Annotated in this window: 14 protein-coding genes and 3 pseudogenes; 12 read left to right on the top strand and 5 right to left on the bottom strand. The window is 36.1% G+C overall.

The features are described from left to right. The first annotated feature begins 605 nt into the window (after positions 1-605). Positions 606-1,622, top strand: a complete 1,017-nt coding sequence (hisG, locus tag F6K18_RS17595; protein ID WP_287522549.1) for an ATP phosphoribosyltransferase — start codon at positions 606-608, stop codon at positions 1,620-1,622. 289 nt (positions 1,623-1,911) lie between these two features. Then, entirely contained in the window at positions 1,912-2,169 is a 258-nt protein-coding gene (locus tag F6K18_RS17590) for a ferredoxin family protein (RefSeq protein WP_287522547.1), read from the top strand. A gap of 271 nt (positions 2,170-2,440) precedes the next feature. Here F6K18_RS17590 and F6K18_RS17585 read toward each other — a convergent pair whose 3' ends face one another. The 4 genes from F6K18_RS17585 to F6K18_RS17570 all read right to left on the bottom strand — a co-directional run bounded on the left by F6K18_RS17585 (position 2,441) and on the right by F6K18_RS17570 (position 7,509). Next, positions 2,441-4,252: a ribonuclease J gene (locus F6K18_RS17585; RefSeq protein WP_287522545.1), complete on the bottom strand. Its 1,812-nt coding sequence runs from the start codon at positions 4,250-4,252 to the stop codon at positions 2,441-2,443. Between the two features lie 327 nt (positions 4,253-4,579). Beyond that, positions 4,580-4,720: a hypothetical protein gene (locus tag F6K18_RS17580; RefSeq protein WP_287522543.1), complete on the bottom strand. Its 141-nt coding sequence runs from the start codon at positions 4,718-4,720 to the stop codon at positions 4,580-4,582. A gap of 169 nt (positions 4,721-4,889) precedes the next feature. Beyond that, positions 4,890-5,774, bottom strand: a complete 885-nt coding sequence (dapA, locus tag F6K18_RS17575) for a 4-hydroxy-tetrahydrodipicolinate synthase (protein WP_287522542.1) — start codon at positions 5,772-5,774, stop codon at positions 4,890-4,892. A gap of 679 nt (positions 5,775-6,453) precedes the next feature. After that, a complete protein-coding gene (locus F6K18_RS17570) occupies positions 6,454-7,509 on the bottom strand; it encodes an aspartate-semialdehyde dehydrogenase (protein ID WP_353735100.1) in 1,056 nt (351 codons plus the stop codon). A 1,787-nt stretch (positions 7,510-9,296) separates the two neighbouring features. On the opposite strand from F6K18_RS17570, the gene tig reads away from it, so the two are divergent. The 8 genes and pseudogenes from tig (at position 9,297) to F6K18_RS17530 (ending at position 18,682) form a co-directional block, all read left to right on the top strand. Then, positions 9,297-10,778: a trigger factor gene (gene tig / locus F6K18_RS17565; RefSeq protein ID WP_287522541.1), complete on the top strand. Its 1,482-nt coding sequence runs from the start codon at positions 9,297-9,299 to the stop codon at positions 10,776-10,778. A 281-nt stretch (positions 10,779-11,059) separates the two neighbouring features. After that, on the top strand, positions 11,060-11,746 hold the full coding sequence (gene clpP, locus F6K18_RS17560) for an ATP-dependent Clp endopeptidase proteolytic subunit ClpP (RefSeq protein WP_287522540.1): 687 nt from the start codon (positions 11,060-11,062) through the stop codon (positions 11,744-11,746). A 13-nt stretch (positions 11,747-11,759) separates the two neighbouring features. After that, entirely contained in the window at positions 11,760-13,106 is a 1,347-nt protein-coding gene (clpX, locus tag F6K18_RS17555; RefSeq protein WP_287522539.1) for an ATP-dependent protease ATP-binding subunit ClpX, read from the top strand. 165 nt (positions 13,107-13,271) lie between these two features. Next, the gene (locus F6K18_RS17550; protein WP_287522537.1) at positions 13,272-13,397 is read left to right on the top strand and encodes a helix-turn-helix domain-containing protein; all 126 of its coding nucleotides are present in this window, start codon (positions 13,272-13,274) and stop codon (positions 13,395-13,397) included. Positions 13,398-14,151: 754 nt separating this feature from the next. Continuing rightward, positions 14,152-14,541 (top strand): annotated as a pseudogene (locus F6K18_RS17545) (transposase); the annotation flags it as partial. A 654-nt stretch (positions 14,542-15,195) separates the two neighbouring features. Then, positions 15,196-15,435 carry a hypothetical protein gene (locus tag F6K18_RS17540; RefSeq protein ID WP_287522535.1) on the top strand — a complete coding sequence of 80 codons (240 nt, stop codon included), beginning with the start codon at positions 15,196-15,198 and terminating at the stop codon, positions 15,433-15,435. Between the two features lie 92 nt (positions 15,436-15,527). Beyond that, positions 15,528-16,697, top strand: a pseudogene (locus tag F6K18_RS17535) (2-deoxy-scyllo-inosose synthase). A 773-nt stretch (positions 16,698-17,470) separates the two neighbouring features. Then, on the top strand, positions 17,471-18,682 hold the full coding sequence (locus F6K18_RS17530; protein WP_287522534.1) for an MFS transporter: 1,212 nt from the start codon (positions 17,471-17,473) through the stop codon (positions 18,680-18,682). Between the two features lie 54 nt (positions 18,683-18,736). Here F6K18_RS17530 and F6K18_RS17525 read toward each other — a convergent pair. Next, positions 18,737-19,988: pseudogene (locus tag F6K18_RS17525) on the bottom strand (RNA-guided endonuclease InsQ/TnpB family protein). A 158-nt stretch (positions 19,989-20,146) separates the two neighbouring features. Here F6K18_RS17525 and F6K18_RS17520 point away from each other — a divergent pair. Both F6K18_RS17520 and F6K18_RS17515 read left to right on the top strand, forming a co-directional pair. Then, positions 20,147-21,157 (top strand): sulfotransferase domain-containing protein, encoded by a 1,011-nt coding sequence (locus tag F6K18_RS17520; RefSeq protein WP_287522532.1) that lies wholly within the window; start codon positions 20,147-20,149, stop codon positions 21,155-21,157. A gap of 1,036 nt (positions 21,158-22,193) precedes the next feature. Then, positions 22,194-22,485, top strand: a 292-nt coding sequence (locus F6K18_RS17515) for a sugar phosphate isomerase/epimerase (RefSeq protein WP_287522531.1), incomplete at its 3' end; no start/stop codon positions are given.

The following is a 22,485-nucleotide window of genomic DNA, read 5'->3' as shown; positions in this document are numbered from 1 at the left end:
AAAAAGACAAGTGCAGGATATGTCCTTTGACAAAAAAAGATTTACGACCTGAAAAATGGTATTGAAGCTATTCATTCTGTCTCCTGTCTCCTGTCTCCTAACTCCTAAGAAATACCCTAACTATTTGTAGCAAGCATTTATCAATTTGGTATTAAACAAATTTTTACTTCATTCATTAAAAAGCTGAATGGGAACACATTCCACAGAAAGAGCTGATGAGGGGATTTTAATATATAGACTGTTTCAGCCAGCTATTATAGTAAAATTTAATTCTAACTCAATTAGTAGAGCTTTTATTTAGAACTAAAAAAACAATAGCTGATGGCTGATAGCTGACGGCTGAATGCTTACAAATGCTTACATCAAATGACCGAAAAATTCTGGTAAATATCCTCTCTTTTTATGGGGATAAAAAAAGATAATATTCCAGATTTAAAGCCTCCTTATTCCAGAGGAACTGATAACTAATAACTAATACCAATTTGAAAAGTGGCTGCTATGGCAAAATTTATACCTGATAAGGATTTCCAGTAGCTCATTTGTAACATTCTTTTTTCAAATTGGTATAATAACTGATAACTGATAACTGATAACTGATAACTGAAATGACCACCGAGCAAATTTTAAAAATAGCCTTACCCAGTAAAGGTGCATTAGAAAAAGGAGCCATGAACTTATTGTCAGCTTGTGGTTTAACTGTATCTAGACCTAGTGAAAGACAATATTTCGGCTCTATTCCTGCCTTGCCACAAGTAAAAGTATTATTTCAAAGAGCAGCAGATATTTTTACAAAAGTAGAAGAAGGAAGTGTTGACTTAGGAATTACAGGTTATGACGTAGTTTCTGAAGAAAGTCAATCCGATGATGATGTAATAGTTATTTGGGATAAATTAGGTTATGGTAAATGTGAAGTTGTTTTAGCTGTTCCTGAAAGTTGGGTAGATGTTTCTTCCATAGAAGATTTAGCAGAGCTAACTCTATTATTTAAAGAGAAAGGTAAAAATCTCAGAATTGCTACAAAATATAATAACCTGACTCGAAAATGGTTGTATGAAAAGTTAATTGTACATTTTTCCTTAGTAGCAGTCCAAGGAGCAATGGAAGCAGCACCAAGTATGGGATATGCTGACATGATTGCTGATGTAACTAGCACTGGTACAACTCTGAGAGAAAATCGTTTAAAGCGAATTGAAGGAGGCACACTTCTTAAGTCTCAAGCTTGTTTAATTGGTAATAAACGCTTGTTACAAGAAAGTGAAGCTAAGTTGGAAACAACTAAGGTCTTTTTAGAGTTAATTGAAGCTCAGATGGAGTCAAAAAAATATGTGTCGATAACTGCAAATGTGCATGGAAAGTCGGCAGATGAAATAGGTGATTTGTTAATGAATAAAAGTGGATTAAGTGGCATTACTGGTTTACAAGGACCGACTATTGCTAAAGTATATTCTGGGAAGAAAAATGACTGGTATGCTGCCACAATTGTAGTGAAACAAGAAATGTTGTTACCAGCAATTAATCATCTAAGAAAAGTAGGTGGTACAGATATTACAGTTTCTTCTCCTAATTATGTTTTTGGCTCCAAATCTCAAACTTATGAAGCATTTTTGGAAAAGTTAAATTGATCTAAGGAGTCAGGAGTCAGGAGTCAGGAGTCAGGAGAGAAGAAAGAAGAATAAAGAGGAGGAAAAGGAGAAAGTTTTTTGTTTGCTGGCGCACAACTTTCCTTACGGAATGCTATCGCAAATGTTAACGCGTCAGCGGAACAAAGTTCTATTGCTAATTATCCGGACATGATATTATTAGCGGAGAAAGTTTATATTTTCTAGAAAAAAATATCGACTTAACTCTCCTCTTAACAACAGGGTAATATCCCCTAAAAATTTTGAGTTTCGACATTATAAAATAATTAAAATGCCACATACAATTGTTACTGATATTTGCGAAGGTGTTGCTGACTGTGTTGGAGCTTGTCCCGTTGCTTGCATCCACGAAGGACCCGGTAAAAATACTAAGGGAACTGATTGGTATTGGATAGATTTTGATACCTGTATTGACTGTGGAATTTGCCTAAGTGTTTGTCCTGTAGAAGGAGCAATTTTGGCCGAAGAAAGACCAGAATTACAGAAGATACCTAGTACACCTAGTACACCTAGTACACCTAGTAATTAATAAGGGAGGAGTCAGGAGTAACTACCTGTAGTGGACTGTTTCAACTAAAATGATGCAATAGAAAATTGGTTAGAGATTGCTTTCCTGACGGAATGCTCCGCAAACACTGTCGTTTGCTATCGCAAAGCTGCGCTAACGCAATGACAATTCTAACGCACTATTTTAGATGAAACAATCCAGTAGGGTGCGTTGCAACGCACCTTATACCAGATCCGGTTATCAAAAGTCCGTTTTTTAAATTACTCTCTAACCCTTCTGCCCTCTGCCTTCCTTAAGATGCTACTTTTGCAGTAGAACGACGTCTCCGTCTTCCCACTGGTTTTACTATAGGCAGTTCTTTTTTCTGCTCTACTTTCTCTTCTGCATTTCTATCTTGTACATCTCCTGCTTCTGGAGTTTGCATTAAGAAAACTAGCAAAGGTTGACCTTGAAGCTCTCGTCTCAACATTCGCTGAACAGCACATTCAAGCTCATTTTTCAATCCAGACCAATCAACTTGAGTATTGTTTGACTTAGCATACTCAGACCAGTTATTGCTCAAACTTTTTTCTAATGTCTTGATCACCAGTTCACGCATTTGTGCTTTTTCCATAGCACTTACTACACCACGCAAATGTAACTGAGGTCTATCAATCAATTTACCATCAGAATTCACCGCCAACGCTACAGTCACAACACCATCCTCTGCCAATTGCTGTCTTTCCTTGAGAATGTTATCTTCAACCATGCCAGAACGAGAAGAATCTACCAGTTCAATACCAGAAGGTACTTGAGCTGCAACACTGATAGAATCTTGAGTTAGTTCCACCACATCACCATTTTGTACCACTACCATATTTTCTGGAGGAACTCCCATACTTTGAGCAGTTTGACTGTGTTTAACTAACATCCTATGCTCGCCATGAAACGGTACAAAGAATTTAGGACGAGTAAGTGCCAACATTAATTTTTGGTCTTCCTGACAACCATGACCGGAAACATGGATACCCTTATCTTTACCATAGATCACATTTGCTCCTAACATCATTAGTTTGTCAATGGTGTTAACAACAGCGATCGTATTACCAGGAATAGGGTTAGCAGAGAATACAACTGTATCTCCTTTACGAATTTTTATTTGCCTATGTTCACCCTTAGCAATACGAGTTAGTGCTGACATTGGTTCCCCTTGAGAACCTGTAGTCAGAATCAATAGTTTCTCATCAGGTACACTTCGGACGCTATGCAGAGGTACAAACAAACTATCTTCACACTTAACATAACCAAGATTGCGAGCATGAGCAATCACATTCAGCATCGATCGCCCTACTATTGCCACCAACCTACCATGTTTTTTGGCTAACTCTAGAACTATTTGTAATCTATGTACGCTAGATGCAAAGGTTGTCACCATTAAACGTCCAGGTGCGTTGGCGAATACTCGGTCTAAATTTGGATAAACTGACCTTTCTGAAGGAGTAAAACCGGGTACTTCTGAATTTGTGGAGTCACTTAATAAGCAGTGAACTCCCTTTTCTCCATACTCTGCTAATCTTTGAAAATCAAAATTTTCTCCATCTACAGGGGTATGGTCAATCTTGAAATCACCTGTATGGATAACTACTCCTACTGGTGTTGTGATAGCAACTGTAAAGCTATCCGCCATTGAGTGAGTATTACGAATATATTCAACACTGAAATGTCTGCCTAACCGCACAATATCACGTGGACGAACAGTCCTTAATTCTGTGCGATTTTGGACTCCTGCTTCCTCTAGTTTTGGGTAGAGTAAAGCCATTGCCAATCTAGGTCCATAAATGACAGGAATTTCTATATTTTTCAAATGGAAAGGAATACCACCAATATGATCTTCGTGACCATGGGTGACAATCATACCTTTGATTTTATGGCGATTTTCACTCAGATAAGTTACATCTGGTAAGACGATATTTACACCATGCATTCCATCGGTAGGAAAAGCTAATCCTGCATCAAGCAGAATAATTTCGTCATCGTATTCAAATACGCAGGTGTTTTTACCAATTTCATGTAGTCCACCCAGAGGAATAATTTTTAGGGCAGATGATGATTTCTTTCTTGTCATAATTATCCTATTTTTCTTGTTGTTAACTGTGAAAGATTTTGAATGATTGTTATAGCAGGGAACAGGAAACAGAGGGAAAAGCTTTTTTCTGTCTCAAATTCATCATCAATATAAGTCAAACATCAACTTGTTCCTTGCTATATACCAATTTGATAAATATTTGCTATAAATAGCTAGGCTATTTCTTAGGAGTCTGGATGAGCGAGTCAGGAGTCAGAATGAATAGCTTTTATACCATTTTTTAGGTTGTAATTCATCTTTTTAGTCAAAGGGACATATCCTGTAAATTATTTTTATCATTTTCCTTATGGGTTTAATACCCCACCGTCAACAGGGGTGTTCAAAATTGTTTGGGGGAGTATAGACGCGGAGCGGCTTGTCGGAGACTATCCATAAGCAATTTTCCCTCCTGACTCCTGACTCCTGACTCCTGACTCCTTCTTCAATACCCTGAATTATTCTAAACATTCTTTTTTAAAATTGGCATTACTGATTTTTAATACCCATTAGTTAAAAGCAGAAAAACTAATCTCTTAAAAATTCAAGATTTTAGCGATTTAGTGAGGGGGTAACTAAATCATTATTCAGATTGATAATATTTAATTTTCTGAAAAATTTTATTACCAGTGAAATTGACTCATAATAAACCTAGTTGACCCATTTCTGCTGATAATTTTTCAGTTACTTCAGTTGGAGGGTCGCATAGTGGAGGGCGAGTAGAGCCTACTTTCCAATCTAGCAGATTTAATGCTGCTTTTACAGGAATGGGGTTAGTTGTTGCAAATAAAGCTTTGAATAAGCTGAATAGTTTTAGATGAATTTCTGTAGCAACTTGTACCTTACCTGTTTCAAATGCTACTATCATCTCTTGTAGCTGTTTTCCTACTAAATGACTGGCTACACTAACAACACCACTACCACCAATAGCCATAAGTGGTAGTGTGAGGGAATCATCCCCAGAATAAATCTTAAACTCTGGTGCAGTCAAGTGCCTAATCTGACTTACTTGATCTATGTTACCACTGGCTTCTTTAATCGCAACAATATTAGAAATTTCGGCCAGTTTGGCTACAGTTTCAGGAATCAGATTTTGACCAGTACGCCCTGGTATATTGTATACCATTATTGGCAATTCTGGGGTGGCTTGAGCGATCGCTTTAAAATGTTCATAAAGTCCTAATTGTGGTGGCTTATTATAATATGGCACCACCTGTAATGAACCATCTAACCCTAACTTAGCAGCTTTTTCGGTAGCTGCGATCGCTTCTCTTGTGGAGTTTGACCCAGTACCAGCTATTACTTTAGCTTTTCCTGCTACTGCTTTTTGAACTACTTGAAATAGTTTATATTCTTCTTCCCATGTTAAGCTTGGAGATTCTCCTGTTGTTCCACATATTACTAATGAATCTGTCCCATTTTCTGTCAACCATATAGATAGTTTTTCTACTTCTTCATAGTTAACACTACCGTCTGAATTAAACGGCGTAATCATTGCAGTTATAACTTTACCGAAATCTACCACACTCTTTGCACTCCTTATGGGTTTTTTATAGCTTTGTTAGGTCTTATTCTTTTTTTTTGGCCATCTTACTAGACCTAACTTTTTTTCAGATTAACATCGCTTTCGCTTCACAGTCTCTCTACAAATTTTTTTTTACAGTCTCTCTGCAATTTTTTTGATTTTTGTATGACTGAACTATTGTTAATTAGGGTTTGCGGTCAAAAGTCTTTTTTTTCAGAGGAGAAGCCTGAATTCAGAATCCAGAATTCAGAATCCAGAATCCAGGAGGAATGATCATCATAGAAGAGGTAGCCAGAAGAATCTTCCCAAGATTGTTCTACCCCTCGCATCGACCCAAAATCCGCTCCTAATTGAACTGGAATTACCTAAAAGCTGGTACTCCCTTAGTACCTGCAAAGGCTGAAACCTTTGCCAGTAAAAACTTTTAGATTTAATCAGCCATCCCTAATTACCCATTACATTACATTGTAGAAATAGGAACTAACCTTACCGAATAATTAATAATTAAATAATTCAACAATTCAGCTTTATTAGCCTCCCCTTTCAAGGGGAAAAAAGAAATAATATTTCCTTACATTCAATCAAGAACGGTTTTAACCAGAAGTAATTATTCATTATTCATTATTCATTATCCATTAATGAAGGCTCTTTTTTTTCTTTTGTTTTCTGCACCCTGAGTCTAAACTGTTGCTGCTTCTACCCTCGACCAATGTTTTTCCACCAATAACTCAGCTATTTGTACTGCATTCAAGGCAGCTCCTTTTCGGATCTGGTCTCCACTTAACCATAATTCTAATCCACAAGGATGAGAAATATCTTGACGAATTCTCCCCACTAATACATCATCTTTACCACTTGCTTCTATTGGCATTGGAAAATAATTTTTTTGCCAATTTTCTACCAATGTTACTCCAGGCGCTTGACTTAATATTTCCCTAGCTTTATCTACACTAAATGGTTGAGAAAATTCTAAATTAATAGCTTCTGAATGAGCGCGTAATACTGGTACCCTGATGCAAGTTGCTGTAATCGGGATATCGTTATTTCCTAATATCTTACGAGTCTCATTAACCATTTTTATTTCTTCTTGACAATATCCCTGCTCATTCAGTGGGGAATTGTGTGGGAACAAATTAAATGCTAATGGATAGGGAAAAATCTCTGTTCCAGGAGTTTTTCCTTCTAAAATTTCTTTCGCTTGAGTTTTCATTTCTTCCATTGCCCTTGCCCCTGCCCCACTTGCTGACTGGTAAGTGGCCACTACCAATCTTTTAATTTGCTGGACTTGATGCAAAGGCCATATTGCTACACACATTAATATTGTTGTGCAGTTAGGGTTGGCTATTATGCCTTGATGTAGAGCCGCAGCTTTTGGGTTAACTTCTGGAACTACAAGAGGCACTTTAGGGTCCATACGAAAGGCACTGGAGTTATCAATTACTATAGCACCAGCTTCTACTGCTTTCTTTGCCCATTCTTTTGATGTAGATGCACCTGCTGATGCTAGCACTAAATCTACATCTTTAAATGAATCATCTGTTACAGCTTCTACTTGTAAGTTTTGTCCTTTATATTTTAGAGTGCTACCTGCGGAACGGGGTGATGCCAGTAGTTTTAATTCTGCTACTGGAAAGTTTCTAGTTTGCAGTAATTCTAACAACTCTGTTCCTACAGCCCCTGTTGCTCCTAATATTGCTACTTTGTAAAACTCTGACAAATTCTTGTCCTCCTTCATTTTTTCATCATTTTATTTTTTGATAATGGTTTTTATTAAGTTTAATAGTTTGAGCTAATTTTTTGATTTTCTGACTAAAATATATTTTTTATTTTTATTAAATTTGATTCTCATCTAGATTATCTAATCTGCACTCCCTTACGACTTGGTTAATATAGATAATTTTCATAAACTAAGGATTAAAAATTAGCTTGATATTTCATATATAACAGATACTAAGCATTCAGCTTTTAGCAGTCAGCTATCAGCAAAGAATGAAAATTCCTTATAAGTCTGAAGAAGCGTAATTTGACAATAAGTTTTAATTTATCCAAATTTCTAAATTGCTTTTACCTCCTCCTATCATCAATAGCTGATAGCTAATAGCTGACTGCTGAATGCTTACAACAGATATTCAATTAGATTATTCGATCGTAAATAGCATTAATACCATAAATTATTTAATAAAACCAATATTTTCATACTACTAAATTAATTCTATACCTACTGACTGACTATAGTCAAATCAAATCAAACTATTCTTAGATATTTCGGTTTAATTCTTTAGACATCTCCAGAAAATAGAGAGTAGGGATAAATAATTGATAATTTATGTACAATAGTTGATTTGATTTTTTATGATCGGAGATTTTTTTTTGATAGAGTAGTTTTCAATGATTATATTACTTCGGCTATTTATATAAGTAAAAGTATTAACATATCAATCTTCAGACAAAATAGAGGAAAATCGAGAAAGATTTATATTAAATTTTTGGCCTAAATTTAATCAGTATTAATTATCATTCATTATTGTAGTGTAACAACTTGAGAATCTTAAAATAAGAACCTAGTTCAGGATGCCGGAAATAACTGACCAGTTACAAAATCCTAAAACAATTACAAATCAATACTTTTAACCTTTAATATCATGTTCCCCCTCCGGGGGAGCTACGAATTGCGGATAATTACTTATAATTAAATTTTTGTTTGTAGTTGGGCTTGAGCCTCTGAAATACTTACTATTATTGCTAGAGCAAAACTACGAACCTAATTATAACTGTTCTACCGAACATGATATAACTTCCGCGTAGCGGCACTAGAGTCATGTCATCTTTAAGTAAACCTTTAATAATACCATAATATAGTAGCTTTTTAAAATAAAAAATATCAACTTACTTTGCCAATAAAAAATAAAGTTAAAAAAGTCCTAAAATTAAAGCATTGTTGGCGAAGGTAGAGAAATACTTATAGTAATAGTAAGCTAAAAAGTATAGTGCAAGAAAAAGTCAGAATCTTAAGATTCCTATAAATAAATAATTATATAGCTTATTGACACTCTCACCGTTAAATCCCTTGATAATAACGGGAGATTCTTGTCTCACAGATTCTCGGGCTAGATAACAAATCAAATAAACTGAATTGCACCCCCGCTACTACTATCTCAACAAGCTGTCTTGCTCCGTCTTTACCCTGAATTTACCTCAGCCCAGGCGGTGCGTTTTGATTCAACCGTGTACTCCACGGCTATTGATGCAATTATAACGCCAAAAATGCGCACGCGTATTGCTAAATCACTTTTCTGGTTGAAATTCACCTCATCGTTAAATTAAGAGCGATGATATAGCACTACAAGAATTAGTGAGGACATTTTTCAATGCTAAAACCCTTTTACAGTTTGCTATTTCCTGTTCCCTATTCCCGATTCCCGATTCAAGTAGGGATATAACAGGAGTCCTCTTTCAACATTTATGATAGAATCATAGCCTATAATCTTAAACTTAGTTCTAACTAACTTAAACAAAACGCCGATGAAAGTTACCCAGGAAAAACTTCCAGCTAGCCAAATAGGCCTGGAAATCGAGATTACACCAGAAATGTCCAAGAATGCCTACGAACAGGTGATTCAGAAATATATCCGTACCGCCAATATTCCTGGGTTCAGAAAAGGCAAGGTGCCTCGACAAATATTGATACAGAGGCTGGGTAGAAATTATGTTAAAGCTATGGCCTTAGATAACCTCATTAATGATTGCTTAGAAAAAGCAAGAGAACAAGAACAAATCAATGCAATAGGTCAATTTGACCTGGTTACAGAATTTGAAGAGTTAGTAAAAGATTTTGAACCAGGAAAAGAAATGGCCTTCTCTGCTAAAGTGGATGTAGAGCCAGAGGCTAAAGTTAATGATTATAAAGGATTGGTGGTCAAGGCTGAAGAAGCTAAATATGACCAGGCTCAATTAGATGAATTTCTAGAAGAACGTCGCTCTGAAAAGGCCACACTAATTCCCGTAGAAGGAAGAGCTGCTCAGTTAGGAGATGTGGCAATAGTAGATTTTGAAGGTATAATCCCATCTGATACAGAGGGAGAAGAGCCGAAAGAAGTTCCAGGAGGTAAGGCTCAAGATTATCAAATGGAGTTGAAAGAAGGACAATTTATCCCTGGGTTCATTGATGGAATAGTAGGTATGAACCTAGAGGAAACAAAAGAAATTTCCGTTCAATTTCCTGAAGAATATGGTCAACCAGAGTTGGCAGGTAAGCCAGCAGTATTTACAATTACTCTTAAAGAACTCAAAGAAAAAGAATTACCAGAGTTGGATGATGATTTTGCTCAAGAAATTAGTGAGTTTGAAACATTAGCCGAATTACAGGAGTTCATGGAGAAAAAATTTACGAAAGAAAAAGAGGAACAAACAAAACAGAATAAAGAAATTGCCATTGTAAATGAGCTGGTCAACCATCTGGAAGTAGAATTACCAGAAACTTTAATTAAAAATGAAGTTCAGCAGATGTTAGCCCAAAGTGCCATGGAGTTGAGCCAGTATGGAATAGATGTTAAAGAATTGTTCAGTAGTGATAAATTGCCAGAAATGCAAGAGCGATCGCGGCCAGAAGCAATTGAGCGATTAAAAAGAGATTGGGCTATTAAAACAGTGGCCAAGGAAGAGTCAATCGAGGTAAATGAAGAAGAGATTGTAGCAGAGTCAGCTAAAGTCATGGGACAACTTCAAGGAAAGGATGTCGATCCAGATAGATTAAGAGAAGTAGTCACAGAAGACTTACTGAAGGAAAAAACAATCAAATGGTTGGAAGAAAATGGCACAGTAGAGTTAGTACCTCAAGGAACTCTAACTAAAGATTCAGAAATAGATGAAGCTACAGAAACTCCTGTAGAAGCTGAGTCAGAAACTCCTATAGAAACTGAGCCAGACTCAGAAGCAGTTCAAAGTACAGAAACTATTATAGAAGTAGAGGCCGAGTCGGTAGCTACTGTGGAAAATCCTCAATAATGAACAAAAATAACTAGACTAAAATTAATAGACATATCCAATAATAAAAAAAAATCAATTATCGTAGATAAATTATCAATTATTCCCCTCTACTCTGTACGGACGTTGCATGCAACGTCTACTACTCCCTCTTTTCCGGAGGGGTCTAATGAATGGTTGGGTAATCACAACTATCAATATGAGTAAAGCTAAGTCATAATGATATTCAGCTTGGATTGATACGAATCAAAAATGAGCAAGCAAGTAAAAACAAAATTTGTTTATATATAAACTGATGTACTATGATTATATCTCAATATTCTGATGATTTAGTTAATATCTATAACAAGTTACAAGTTTACTCCGGTCCTAGTAACATTGTGCCCATGGTTGTAGAACAATCAGGGATGGGAGAAAGAGCTTTTGACCTCTACTCACGACTCCTCAGAGAAAGAATTATTTTCTTGGGGACCCCAGTAGACGATAATGTAGCTAATACCATTACTGCTCAAATGTTATTCCTGGACGCTGAGGACCCAGAAAAGGATATTCAACTCTATATCAACTCCCCAGGAGGATCTGTTACTGCGGGAATGGCTATATACGACACAATGCAGCAAGTACGTCCTGATGTTGTCACAATTTGTTATGGTCTAGCTGCAAGTATGGGAGCTTTTCTTCTTTCTGGTGGGGCCAAAGGTAAAAGAATGTCTCTTCCTAGTTCTAGAATAATGATTCACCAGCCTCTAGGTGGCGCTCAAGGTCAAGCAGTAGATATTGAGATTCAGGCTAAAGAAATCTTGTATCATAAACGTAAGCTGAATGAACTTTTATCAGCTCATACAGGTCAACCTCTAGAAAAAATAGAAGTTGATACCGACCGCGACTTCTTTATGTCCTCAGAAGAGGCTAAAAATTATGGTTTGGTCGATCAAGTGATTAGTAAACAGAATCTTCCTGTACCAGGAGAGTCTGTTCCTGCAATGTAAGTAAGAGGAACTTATGTCTAAATACGACTCCCATCTAAAATGTTCATTTTGTGGCAAGTCTCAGGAACAGGTCCGCAAGTTAATAGCAGGTCCTGGAGTTTATATTTGTGATGAATGTGTAGAGTTGTGCAATGAGATTTTAGATGAGGAGCTTTTTGATTCTAACACTACAGGGCCACAACCTCCAATGCCACGACCGGGAACCTCTTCTCAAAAGCAAAGTAGTGGCACCAAGAGAGTATCAATTGCCCAACTTCCTAAGCCTAGAGAGATTAAGAATTATCTGGATGCTCATGTTATTGGTCAGGAGGAAGGTAAGAAGGTTTTGTCTGTGGCAGTTTATAACCACTATAAACGTCTGACTTTTGTAGAAGCAAAAAAAAGTGGTAAGTCTTCTCCAGATGAGGTGGAATTACAAAAATCTAATATTTTATTGATTGGGCCAACTGGTTGTGGTAAGACATTGTTGGCTCAAACTTTGGCAGAATTATTGGATGTACCATTTGCTGTGGCAGATGCAACAACATTAACAGAAGCTGGATATGTTGGGGAAGATGTGGAGAATATTCTACTTCGACTTCTGCAAGTAGCAGATTTAGAAGTAGAGGAAGCACAACGGGGTATTATATATATAGATGAGATAGATAAGATAGCTCGCAAGAGTGAGAACCCTTCCATAACAAGAGATGTTTCTGGAGAGGGGGTACAGCAGGCTTTATTAAAAATGTTGGAGGGGACTGTTGCTAATGTCCCCCCTCAAGGTGGTCGGAAACATCCCTATCAAGATTGTATTCAGATTGACACGAGCAATATTTTATTTATATGTGGTGGGGCTTTTGTTGGTTTAGATAAGATAGTAGAACAGAGAAATGGCAAAAAGTCAATGGGCTTTGTTCAGCAAACAGGAGAAAATCAGCCCAAGGAGAAAAAAGTTATAGATTTAATGAAGCAAATGGAACCGAATGACTTGGTGAAGTTTGGTTTAATTCCAGAGTTAATTGGACGAATACCAATGGTGGCTGTAGTTGAACCTCTGGATGAGGAGACTCTGATGGCAATTTTGACAAAACCTCAGAATGCTTTGGTGAAGCAATATCAAAAGTTGTTGCAGATGGATAATGTCAAGTTAGAGTTTGAGGAAGAGGCAATTCGAGCGATCGCGAAGGAAGCATTTAGGAGAAAGACGGGAGCGCGAGCGTTGCGGGGTATTGTGGAGGAGTTGATGTTGGATGTGATGTATGAATTACCGTCACGGAAGGATGTGACTCGGTGTACTATTACTAAGGAAATGGTAGAGAAGCGATCGACTGCGGAGTTATTAGTGCATCCGTCATCGTTACCAAAACCTGAGTCTGCTTAACTAGCGATCGGGATTTCAGCTTTTAAAGTAAGGCAGGAGTTTACTGGTTCAGATGGGTAATTTCTGCCACGAACTAACGAATAACTCAGAGCTTCTACCTTCAACGGCTTGTAACTGTGGGCTATAATCTGGTATTATCTATGATAATATCCAATTATCTATTTTATGCTACTAGGATTTAAAATTGAACTGCACCCAAATAACCAGCAAAAAACCTTACTAGTTAAATACGCTGGTATAGCGCGTCATGCAAATAAATTAGGGTTTGTGGTTAACGAAAAACATCCTTAATCACAATTTCAATAATCCTGATAGATAAGATTAAATTTCCCACTGCCATTGACCTACATAAGCTTTTGGTAGAAATGGTTAAACCCCAAAACTGCTGGTCGGTACGAAGTATATTCGTGTGCTCCTCAGTATGCTTTGAGGCAAATGTTTGTAACTCCAGAGAGTTGACCTACCTGTGGCCTTCTAGAATTTTGATTACCTTCTGGCAACTGACTACCTGCAAGTTTTAACGAAAACTAATAACTGTATAAGGTACATAGTTAAACATTTCTCTTTGACTTTTTTTGAATAACCCAGTTGAGAATAATATTCAATCTTCTTAGCGACCACAATTGTGGCGTTGCTGAGTGGTAATGATTTTGAGATTAACTTTGGGCGCAAAACATCAGTTTTTCAATTTTACCTTCAGCTAATAGACATCTCCAAGAATCAAAAATCAATATCTATATCCCAAAGAAATTATCAATTCTTTCCCCTCCACGGTCGGGGCCAGCGGGTGGGTTCCCTACTGCCTACAGCAAAGCTGCCTACTCCCTATGGGTGGAGTAGATGTCTAATTATCATTACATTTAAGCAACGCCACAATTGTTACATTGATAATTTTGTTTCCCCCTTCTTCGACCATTTTTTCTCATATTATGAGAGTCACATTTGGGACAATTTATCTTGATTATTTAGCTAGCGATCGCGTTAATTAAAATTTTCTACTTAATTAGAAATCATCCTGCAGTGATGCAACGCCGAGAAATCAGTAGATATAGTTGGTGTTGATTTAGGTATAAAAAATCTAGCAACATTGTCAACAACTGAAGTGTTTCCAGGAGCTAAGTCTTACCGAAAGTTAGAAGCTAAACTCTCCCAACTGCAATACCTCAACAGACATAAAGTCAGGTTTTCCAATAACTGGAAAAAAGCACAACTTAAGATAGCTCAGTTACACAACAGGATAGCTAATATTCGGAAAGGTGACATCAATAAACTAACTACTTACTTGGCTAAAAACCACAACCTCCTGGGAGGGGTTGGGGGTGGGTTGTCTCCTGTCTCCTTCTTCAACAGTAGTTCCGGTTCTGACTTACAATTTGTGTGTGCAGCTTGCCTGAAAACAAATAATTTTTCCCTAACATTGACTGATGACTGTTAACTGTTTTAATTTTCACCCATAGGGGTAAAAATAGAAACTTAATAATATTAAATCTTAATAAATATTGAGTATCTGCATAGGGTATTGAGCTATACAGAATTATCAAAAATATGTTTCTAGACTGATTAAGTTTTCTTCAGCTTGCCAAGAGCTAACTTTACTTAAGATGTTGACTTGATTTATAGTGGTCGTTTATCAAGTAAAATCCCTCCTGGTAGTTTTACTTGCGATCGCAGACTACTCTTAATAGACCCCAAACTGATCAGTTTTATTGATAATTTAAAAAAAAATATTGAGAATTTATCTCAATTATTCCTTAGGTTATAAACTAAGTTCTAAGTAGAAAATTGCAACAAAATAATGATTTATTTAATTCCAAATAGGTTAGAAAAACTTATGATAAACAAATCCGACTTAATAACTTTCTTTATTAAAAATTTATCTTTATTAGACATCTCCAAAAATCAAAAATTAAATCAATTGTTATCCATAAATTATTAATTATTTCTCCCGGTTCCCTCTTTTGGAGGAGATGTCTATTAATAATTTATCTCTAAGTTTGAGAAAGCTAACGTTGTAGCGCTCACCTTTAAGGGTGGGAAAAGGTCATTTGAGTTGATTAACCAATGTTGCGAACAAAAGGAAATTAAGACAATGCCTAAAACAATATTCAATTTAGCAAGAATACAAGTATCTGATTATCATCCAGTGCAACTACTCTTTGAACTACAGCAGAAGCTAGAAGGTTTTAACAGAGATGATTTTGCCGAATTGATGGGAGTGCAACCCCAAACAGTTCGCCAATGGTGCAGCAAACGTGGTAATCCTAATCCTCAAGCTAGACAATTAGCTGGTGAAATTAAGGCCAGACTACAACGGGATTTGATATTGTAGGAAATTGTAGATTCAATCTACTGACATTTTATATCAATTAGTTTGCTATAGAAATTGAAAGTAATTAATACTTTATCGACAAAGGAGAACTAATGATTGACTATAACATTACACAAGAATGGACTCCAGGAAAAATTGTTGAACTCAGCACAGAACTGGAAAAACCCAGTCCGTTTTATTTCGAATATGATATCCAGCAACATCTTGTCAACGAATTGTCAAAATATGACTTCGACAAAATCTTCTTCTTCACAGAGCAAAATCTCCTTGAACTTTACGGAGAAGAACTCTTCCACGAACTGAATGCGAAATATCATTGTCTTCTGGAAATAGTACCTCCTGGTGAGAAATGTAAATACTTCCCAGTTTTAGAAGAAATATGTGAAACATTAATTGCTGAAGGAGTATCTAAAAAATCTCTATTAGTTGCCTTTGGTGGAGGAACAGTAGGAAATATTGTTGGTTTGGTTGCCGGATTAATTTACCGTGGAATTAGGTTTATTTAAATATCCACAAGTATGACTGGTCAAACTGATAGTACCCTCAGTAATAAACAAGCAGTTAATGGTTCAACTGGTAAAAATCACTTTGGTCTTTATCATAGTCCTCTGTTTATTTGGGGAGATACAAAATACTTAAAAACAGAGCCTCCTTTTTCTAAGCGATGTGGAATTATTGAAGGGATTAAAAATGGTTTTATTGCTGAACCTACCTTTTTGGATTATTTGGAAAAAACTCTTAATCCTGAGCTAAATTTTTCCCAGCAGGAGTTGACAGACCTAGCTTATAAAATTATTCTCTCCAAACTAGAAATACTCAAACAAGACCCCAGTGAAAAACATTTGGGAATTATTCTAGAGTATGGTCATACCTTTGGTCATGGTCTAGAATGGTTGCTAAAAGGAAAACTTTCTCATGGAGAAGCAGTTTCTTATGGTATGAAAATAGCAGCGGAACTAGGGAAAGAACTGGGCTTTATGTCACAAAAAGATGTAGATTTACACTACTACTTTATTGAAGAAAAACTCGGATTTAATAATCCTTGGCCTGAGAATGTCACCACTAATTTCTTAATGGAGGCGATGATTGCAGATAATAAGAAAACAGGGGAAGAGCTTCGGTTTGTTATGTTAGAAAAAATCGGTCAATGTTATAATCCAGAAGGAGATTATTTGATGACAGTTGACACTAAATTGGTAGAAAAAGTTCTAGATAATTTTATCGAAAAAGCAACTGGAAAGGTTGCGCTTACTACTGCATAATTGAAGCAATTTAACTCTATTTCTTCTCAGTTAAAATAGCTCTCAGCAATCAGCACTCATAAAAGCTGAAAGGGAGTAAAAAATAGGATTATTTATTAAGTGTAATGATGGGAAACAAGAATATTTTAGGTAAAGGAAAGGGAAAGGAAGAAAAATCACGATTTTATTGGCGTTTAATCGTCGAAATACTCCCTTTTTCCCTGTTTCCCTACAACCTCTTCCCTATCTGATAAAGGTTTCCAGTGGGATAAGGGACGAATCCCTGAAGGAGGAGTAGAGTTAATTGCTAGTATAGCATATAAATATTCCGGGGTTGCACATTATGGAATGATATTACCAAAAATTAGTTTGGACTTTGGCTAAAAAAAATCATTAATTAGTCATTCTAGTAATTATCAAATCCAAAATCCTGTTCATCAAAAATATAAAATCATTCGTCACTGTGCAACGCCAATATTCCAGTGCGGGCATCTTGCCCGCGTGGGTGTACCTCACGATTGGTGGAATTATACCAATTTGAAAAAATAATATTACGAATAGTAAGGGAGACAAAAAGATTTTAGAGGAGATGTCTCTTCAACAAAAAAGATGATTTACGACCTAAAAAATGGCATTTAAGCTATTCATTATGACTACTGAATCCTGAATTATGAATCCTAAAAAGTCCCCCCTATCTATTTTTAATAAACATTTATCAAAATGGTATTAGCTGTAAGTAATAACTGTAAAATTTGAGTGAACTGTCAAAATTCAATTTAATATGAGAGAGTTTAATGATTAATCAAGGAAGAGTATCTCAAAGCATAAAAAATTCCATCAAAATTTACCAAGATTCTAATTTTCAGATTATTATTGGAATAATTTTAATTGCACTTTTAGGTACCGGTGCTATAAGTCCTATTCTACCTTCAGTAGCTGAAGATTTTAATGTTTCTCCCGAATATATTGGTTGGGTAATCTCAGCATTTGTTATTCCTATTATTATTGGTAGTCCAATCTTTGGAATATTAGCTGACCGTTATGGCAGAAAGCAAATTTTGATACCTGCTTTATTCTTATTTGCAATTGCTGGAACCATTTGTTCATTAGCTCCCAATTTTCGGACTTTAATAGAGTTTCGTTTTGTACAAGGAATTGGCGCAGCACCACTAGAATCATTAGCTTTAACATTAATTAGCGACCTTTATCGCGGTAAATTACTGACAGTAGCTATGGCTTTTAATGCCATGAATATCGGTCTTGCTTTAACTATTTATCCTCTAGTTAGTAGTGGGTTAAATACCTGGGGATGGCGCTATCCTTTCTTATTATCTTTGATGGCTATTCCCTTAAGTTTTTGGGTTTTATTTTATTTGAAAATTCCGGCAATACCTAAGCAAAAATCATTTAGCTTAAAAAATTATTTGAGAAACATTTGGCAAAGTATTAATAATTATCAAGTTGGTGGTTTGTTAATAGTAGTTGTTTCTATTTTTATTCTCTCATTTGGTCCTTGTTTAACCTATATTCCTCTATTTGCCGATCGCCAGTTAGGAGCTTCTCATATTGTAATCGGAATTATTTTAGCAAGCAGAGCTCTTGCCTTTGCATTTGTTTCATCTCAATTAGGGCTATTTGCCAAGTCTCTATCTGAAGTTACTCTCATCAAAGTTGCATTTGTTATTTATTGTATTGCTTTTATAATTACTCCAACAATTAATAATATTTGGTTTCTATTTATTCCTTCCATTTTATTTGGTTTTGCTCATGGTATGATATTTCCCTCAACTCAGTCTTTATTAGGACAATTATCTCCCGAAGAATATCGAGCAGGTTTTATGGCAGTTAATGGAACAGCTTTATCTTTGGGGCAAGCTTCAGGTCCAATTTTAGCAGGAACTATGTTTACTATTTGGGGAATGTCGGGGGTCTTTTATAGCAGCGCAATTTTTTGTTTGGTTATTCTTTTTCTGATTAGTTACTTGCTGATAAATACTGCTTCATAAAACCGATATAAAACGTCATAATTAGTGACATTTTAATGTTTACTTCCTGCTTTCCTACGGAATGCTACGCAAACCACCGGAACTGTCGGCAGCACTCCGTCCACAGGCACCCACGGTCAAGCCGACCGCATTTCTTGAGTGTGTCTTACATTCCAAGGTTTCCTCAGAATTACACACTCGCTTTCTTAAATTAATTGAGGCATTCAAGTCTCGGTCTATTGATAGGCCGCATTCTGGACAGTCATAAGTTCTGATGTTTAAAGGCATATCCTGTACATGACCACACCTACTGCAAGTTTTTGATGATGGAAAAAATCTGTCTACTACTACTAATTCACAGCCGTACCATTGACACTTGTATTCTAGCTGTCTTCTAAATTCATAAAACCCTTGGTCTGCTATTGACTTAGCTAGCTTATGATTAGCTAACATACCAGACACATTTAAGTCTTCACCCACCCCTCTTGCTCCCCTCCCAGGAGGGGATGGGGGTGGGTTGGTTTTTGGCTACATAAGTTGTCAATTTATCAAGTGCATCTCTGCGGATATTAGCTACTCGTCTATGTTGTTTGGCTAGCTTGACTACTGCTTTGTACCAATTGCTTGAATGCTTAACTTTTTTACTCAGTTGTCTTTGTAACTTAGCTAATCTGTTTTGCGCTTTTTTGTAAGGCTTAATACTCTTGAAGACTTCACCTGTGCTGAGTGTTGCTAGTGTCTTAATTCCTAAATCTACACCTACAATTTCTGTAGTTTTTGGTGTTAAAGTTGGAGTAAATTCATAGCTGCAACTTAAATACCACTCACCAGCTTGTCTGCTGATTGTTATTTTTTTAGTTGTTGCTTCAATGGGTTCGTAAGTTTTGACTATACCAATAAAAGGTAATTTGTGACTCCATCCATTTAATTCTATTGGTTTTCCACAATTATCTATTGTGTTTGCGTAGCATTCCGTAGGAAAGGAATCAGATTTACCTTTTTTCTTAAATCTTGGGTATTTACCTAAGCCTTGGAAGAACCTCTTAAATGCTTCACCCAAGTTAATAAAAGCATATTGATAAACTTTAGATGACAAATTTTTCATCCAAGGATAAAGTGGTTTAGTGTGATTAGTAAAAACCTCTCTAAGTTTACGTTTGCGCAGCATTCCGAAGGAAGGGTTTGGCTTGTAACCATCTGTGTAAGCTGCATTCCATAAACTTAAACCCCAGTTGTAGCACCATCTACTATAACCAGCGTGTTGTGCCATCAGAGTTTTTTGTTGATTATTTAATTTGAGTTTGGTTCTAATGGATTTCATGGAGATTGAGGGCAGCCCGTCTAATAGTATGCTTAGATACCTATTATATCGTTATTCGTTGATTAAGTCAATGCTCCCTCCCTAAAAAGTTGAAAGCAGTTCAAAAGTGTAAGTATTTAACGAGACATGGTATAAGTTACTAAGTTCACTTATCCCGATATACTATGTCTGTAAATTTATCTCAAACTTCTGAACCACAGATTTCGGCAAATTTATTTCAAACTTCTTATCCACAAATGAACTGTATATCCCGTTCATTTGATGTAAATGCAATAGAAAATTTTTACACCTGCACTATTATTACGAATAATGGGATGGAAAACGTATTTAATCATTTTTTGCCTAGAAATGGTGATATTTATGTAGCAACTTATCCAAAGTCTGGTACAACTTGGACTATATCAATACTTGAACATTTAGTAAAAAAAGTTTGTGAAAAAGGTATTTCATTAGGCTTTTGTACAGAAATTTTTTGTCCTTGGTTAGATTTGGCAGCAAGTCAAGAAAACTGGCGTTCAATATTTTCAAAGTTTGAAAAAGCGACATCCCCACGATTTTTTAAATCCCATGCTAGTGTAGGTTTAATCAAACAACCAGCAAGAATAATTCAATGTTTAAGACACCCTTTAGATACATTTGTTTCTGCATGGCATCATGTTAGAGGAAAAGAAGTTTTTGAATATAACGGATCTTGGCATCATTTCTTTGCCAAAGTAGCACTAGAAGGAAAATTTGAGTGCGGTGATTGGTTTGACTATCACGAAGAATTTCTGAAAGCTTCTAAAGAAGGAGAAATTGAGGCATTATTTTTAAGGTATGAAGACATGAAAAAAGATAATGCTATTTCCGCTATACATGAACTTGCTAAGTTTATTGGGGTTGAATCCTATGATGCTGAAGAAATATCTAGAGCTACTAATTTTACAAAGATGAAAGAAAAATCTAATCAGGGACACATTGAGAAAAATGGAAGCTTATCTGATGTTTTAGTTTCTCAAGAAGTTGGTGATAGAAATACTCCATCTAAGGCACATATACGCAAAGGAATTGTAGGAGATTGGAAAAATTACTTGAGTGATAGTGAGCTGAATTTGTGGCGGAATTATGTACAGATGAAAAAAGAAACCTGTCCCCATGTAATAGATTTCTTTTCTTTAGAAGATTTACTTTGTTAATTTTCTGGAATTTTTGCCCCTAGCAATTATTTAGGGTTTGCTGAATAAAGTCTTTTAGTAGGGGTAGGAGACAGGAGACAGGAGACAGGAGACAGGATAAATGGGAATAAGCGAGGAGGTAGTAGCTAAGTTTTGTTCCTTGATTTTTCTGCCCAAATCTTGATCAAAATCCGCTCCTAATTGAACCATTACCACTTAAAACCTCGCACTTTTTGATACTTGAAAAGGCTAAAAGTTTTATGTATAAAGACTTTTAGATTTAATCAGCAAGCCCTATTTAATAAGGGAATAGAGTAGAATAATCAATTCATTACTCACTATTTCCTATTCCCTTTAACTGTTGATTACCCCCAATGGATTTTATAGCTTTCAGATATCTATTTAGGGTTTGCCGAAAAAGTCTTATGGGTGAGGGTAGGAGACAGGAGACAACCCACCCCTCGCCCCTCCCAGGAGGGGAGGGGAAGATAGGAGAAGTGGAAATTAGAGAGGAGGTAGTTGTAAAAATTATCCCTTGATTTTTCTGTCATAATCATCCCAAAATATTAGCTTTTTTAGCTTTTTAGACCGAAAACAGGCGCACTTTTTTCGACACCAAAAGGCTAAATCCAATATCATTCAATGCTTTGATATTTAATCAGCAAGTAAGCATTCAGCCGTCAGCCATCAGCTATCAACTATTGCTTTTAATTTACGATAAAAGCAATATTTAATTGTCTTACTAAAAAAGTTGGCTCCCTTGCTCTTAAAGTCTATATTAATTTAAACACTCTCCTATATGAAAGAGTCTTGTTGCTGTTAACGCAGTTCCTCCGGAGGAGGCTAGCTGACAGCTAATAGCTGAATGCTTACATCATAATCATCCCAAAATACTAGCTTTTTTAGCTTTTTAGACCGAAAATAGGCGCAGTTTTTTCGACCCAAAAAGGCTGAATAAAATATCATTCAATGCTTTGATATTTAATCAGTAAGCCCTATTTATACCCAAAAGCAGCGATACTTAATTTGATTTTTTTGTAATTTCATAAATGAGAAAATGAGTCTAAATGTACAGCAAAAAATCGGAGTTACGACCTGGATATTTGGTCAGAATAAATTAGAAAAAACTGCCAAAATTATTTCAGACATGGGTTTCGATGGAGTGGAATTATATGTAAATATAAATCAAACTCAACCCCAAAATGTGAAAGATATTTTAGCGGATAATGGGTTAGAAATATTCTCCATGACTCCTAGTAATGTAGATTTAGGAAGTAGCGATCGCCAAACAAGAATGGCAGCTCTAGATTACTATAAAAAGTTAATTGATTATGGAGCAGAATACAGTT

Source organism: Okeania sp. SIO2C2 (genome assembly GCF_010692625.1).
GTDB classification, from domain to species: Bacteria; Cyanobacteriota; Cyanobacteriia; order Cyanobacteriales; family Microcoleaceae; genus Okeania; species Okeania hirsuta.
This window is presented reverse-complemented; position numbering and strand designations above follow the sequence as displayed.

Coding starts and splice junctions, on each gene's coding strand:
- hisG (WP_287522549.1), top strand. CDS start 606: ATGACCACCGAGCAAATTTTAAAAATAGCCTTACCCAGTAAAGGTGCA.
- F6K18_RS17590 (WP_287522547.1), top strand. CDS start 1,912: ATGCCACATACAATTGTTACTGATATTTGCGAAGGTGTTGCTGACTGT.
- F6K18_RS17585 (WP_287522545.1), bottom strand. CDS start 4,252: ATGACAAGAAAGAAATCATCATCTGCCCTAAAAATTATTCCTCTGGGT.
- F6K18_RS17580 (WP_287522543.1), bottom strand. CDS start 4,720: ATGTTTAGAATAATTCAGGGTATTGAAGAAGGAGTCAGGAGTCAGGAG.
- F6K18_RS17570 (WP_353735100.1), bottom strand. CDS start 7,509: ATGAAGGAGGACAAGAATTTGTCAGAGTTTTACAAAGTAGCAATATTA.
- tig (WP_287522541.1), top strand. CDS start 9,297: ATGAAAGTTACCCAGGAAAAACTTCCAGCTAGCCAAATAGGCCTGGAA.
- clpP (WP_287522540.1), top strand. CDS start 11,060: ATGATTATATCTCAATATTCTGATGATTTAGTTAATATCTATAACAAG.
- clpX (WP_287522539.1), top strand. CDS start 11,760: ATGTCTAAATACGACTCCCATCTAAAATGTTCATTTTGTGGCAAGTCT.
- F6K18_RS17550 (WP_287522537.1), top strand. CDS start 13,272: ATGCTACTAGGATTTAAAATTGAACTGCACCCAAATAACCAGCAAAAA.
- F6K18_RS17540 (WP_287522535.1), top strand. CDS start 15,196: ATGCCTAAAACAATATTCAATTTAGCAAGAATACAAGTATCTGATTAT.
- F6K18_RS17530 (WP_287522534.1), top strand. CDS start 17,471: ATGATTAATCAAGGAAGAGTATCTCAAAGCATAAAAAATTCCATCAAA.
- F6K18_RS17520 (WP_287522532.1), top strand. CDS start 20,147: ATGTCTGTAAATTTATCTCAAACTTCTGAACCACAGATTTCGGCAAAT.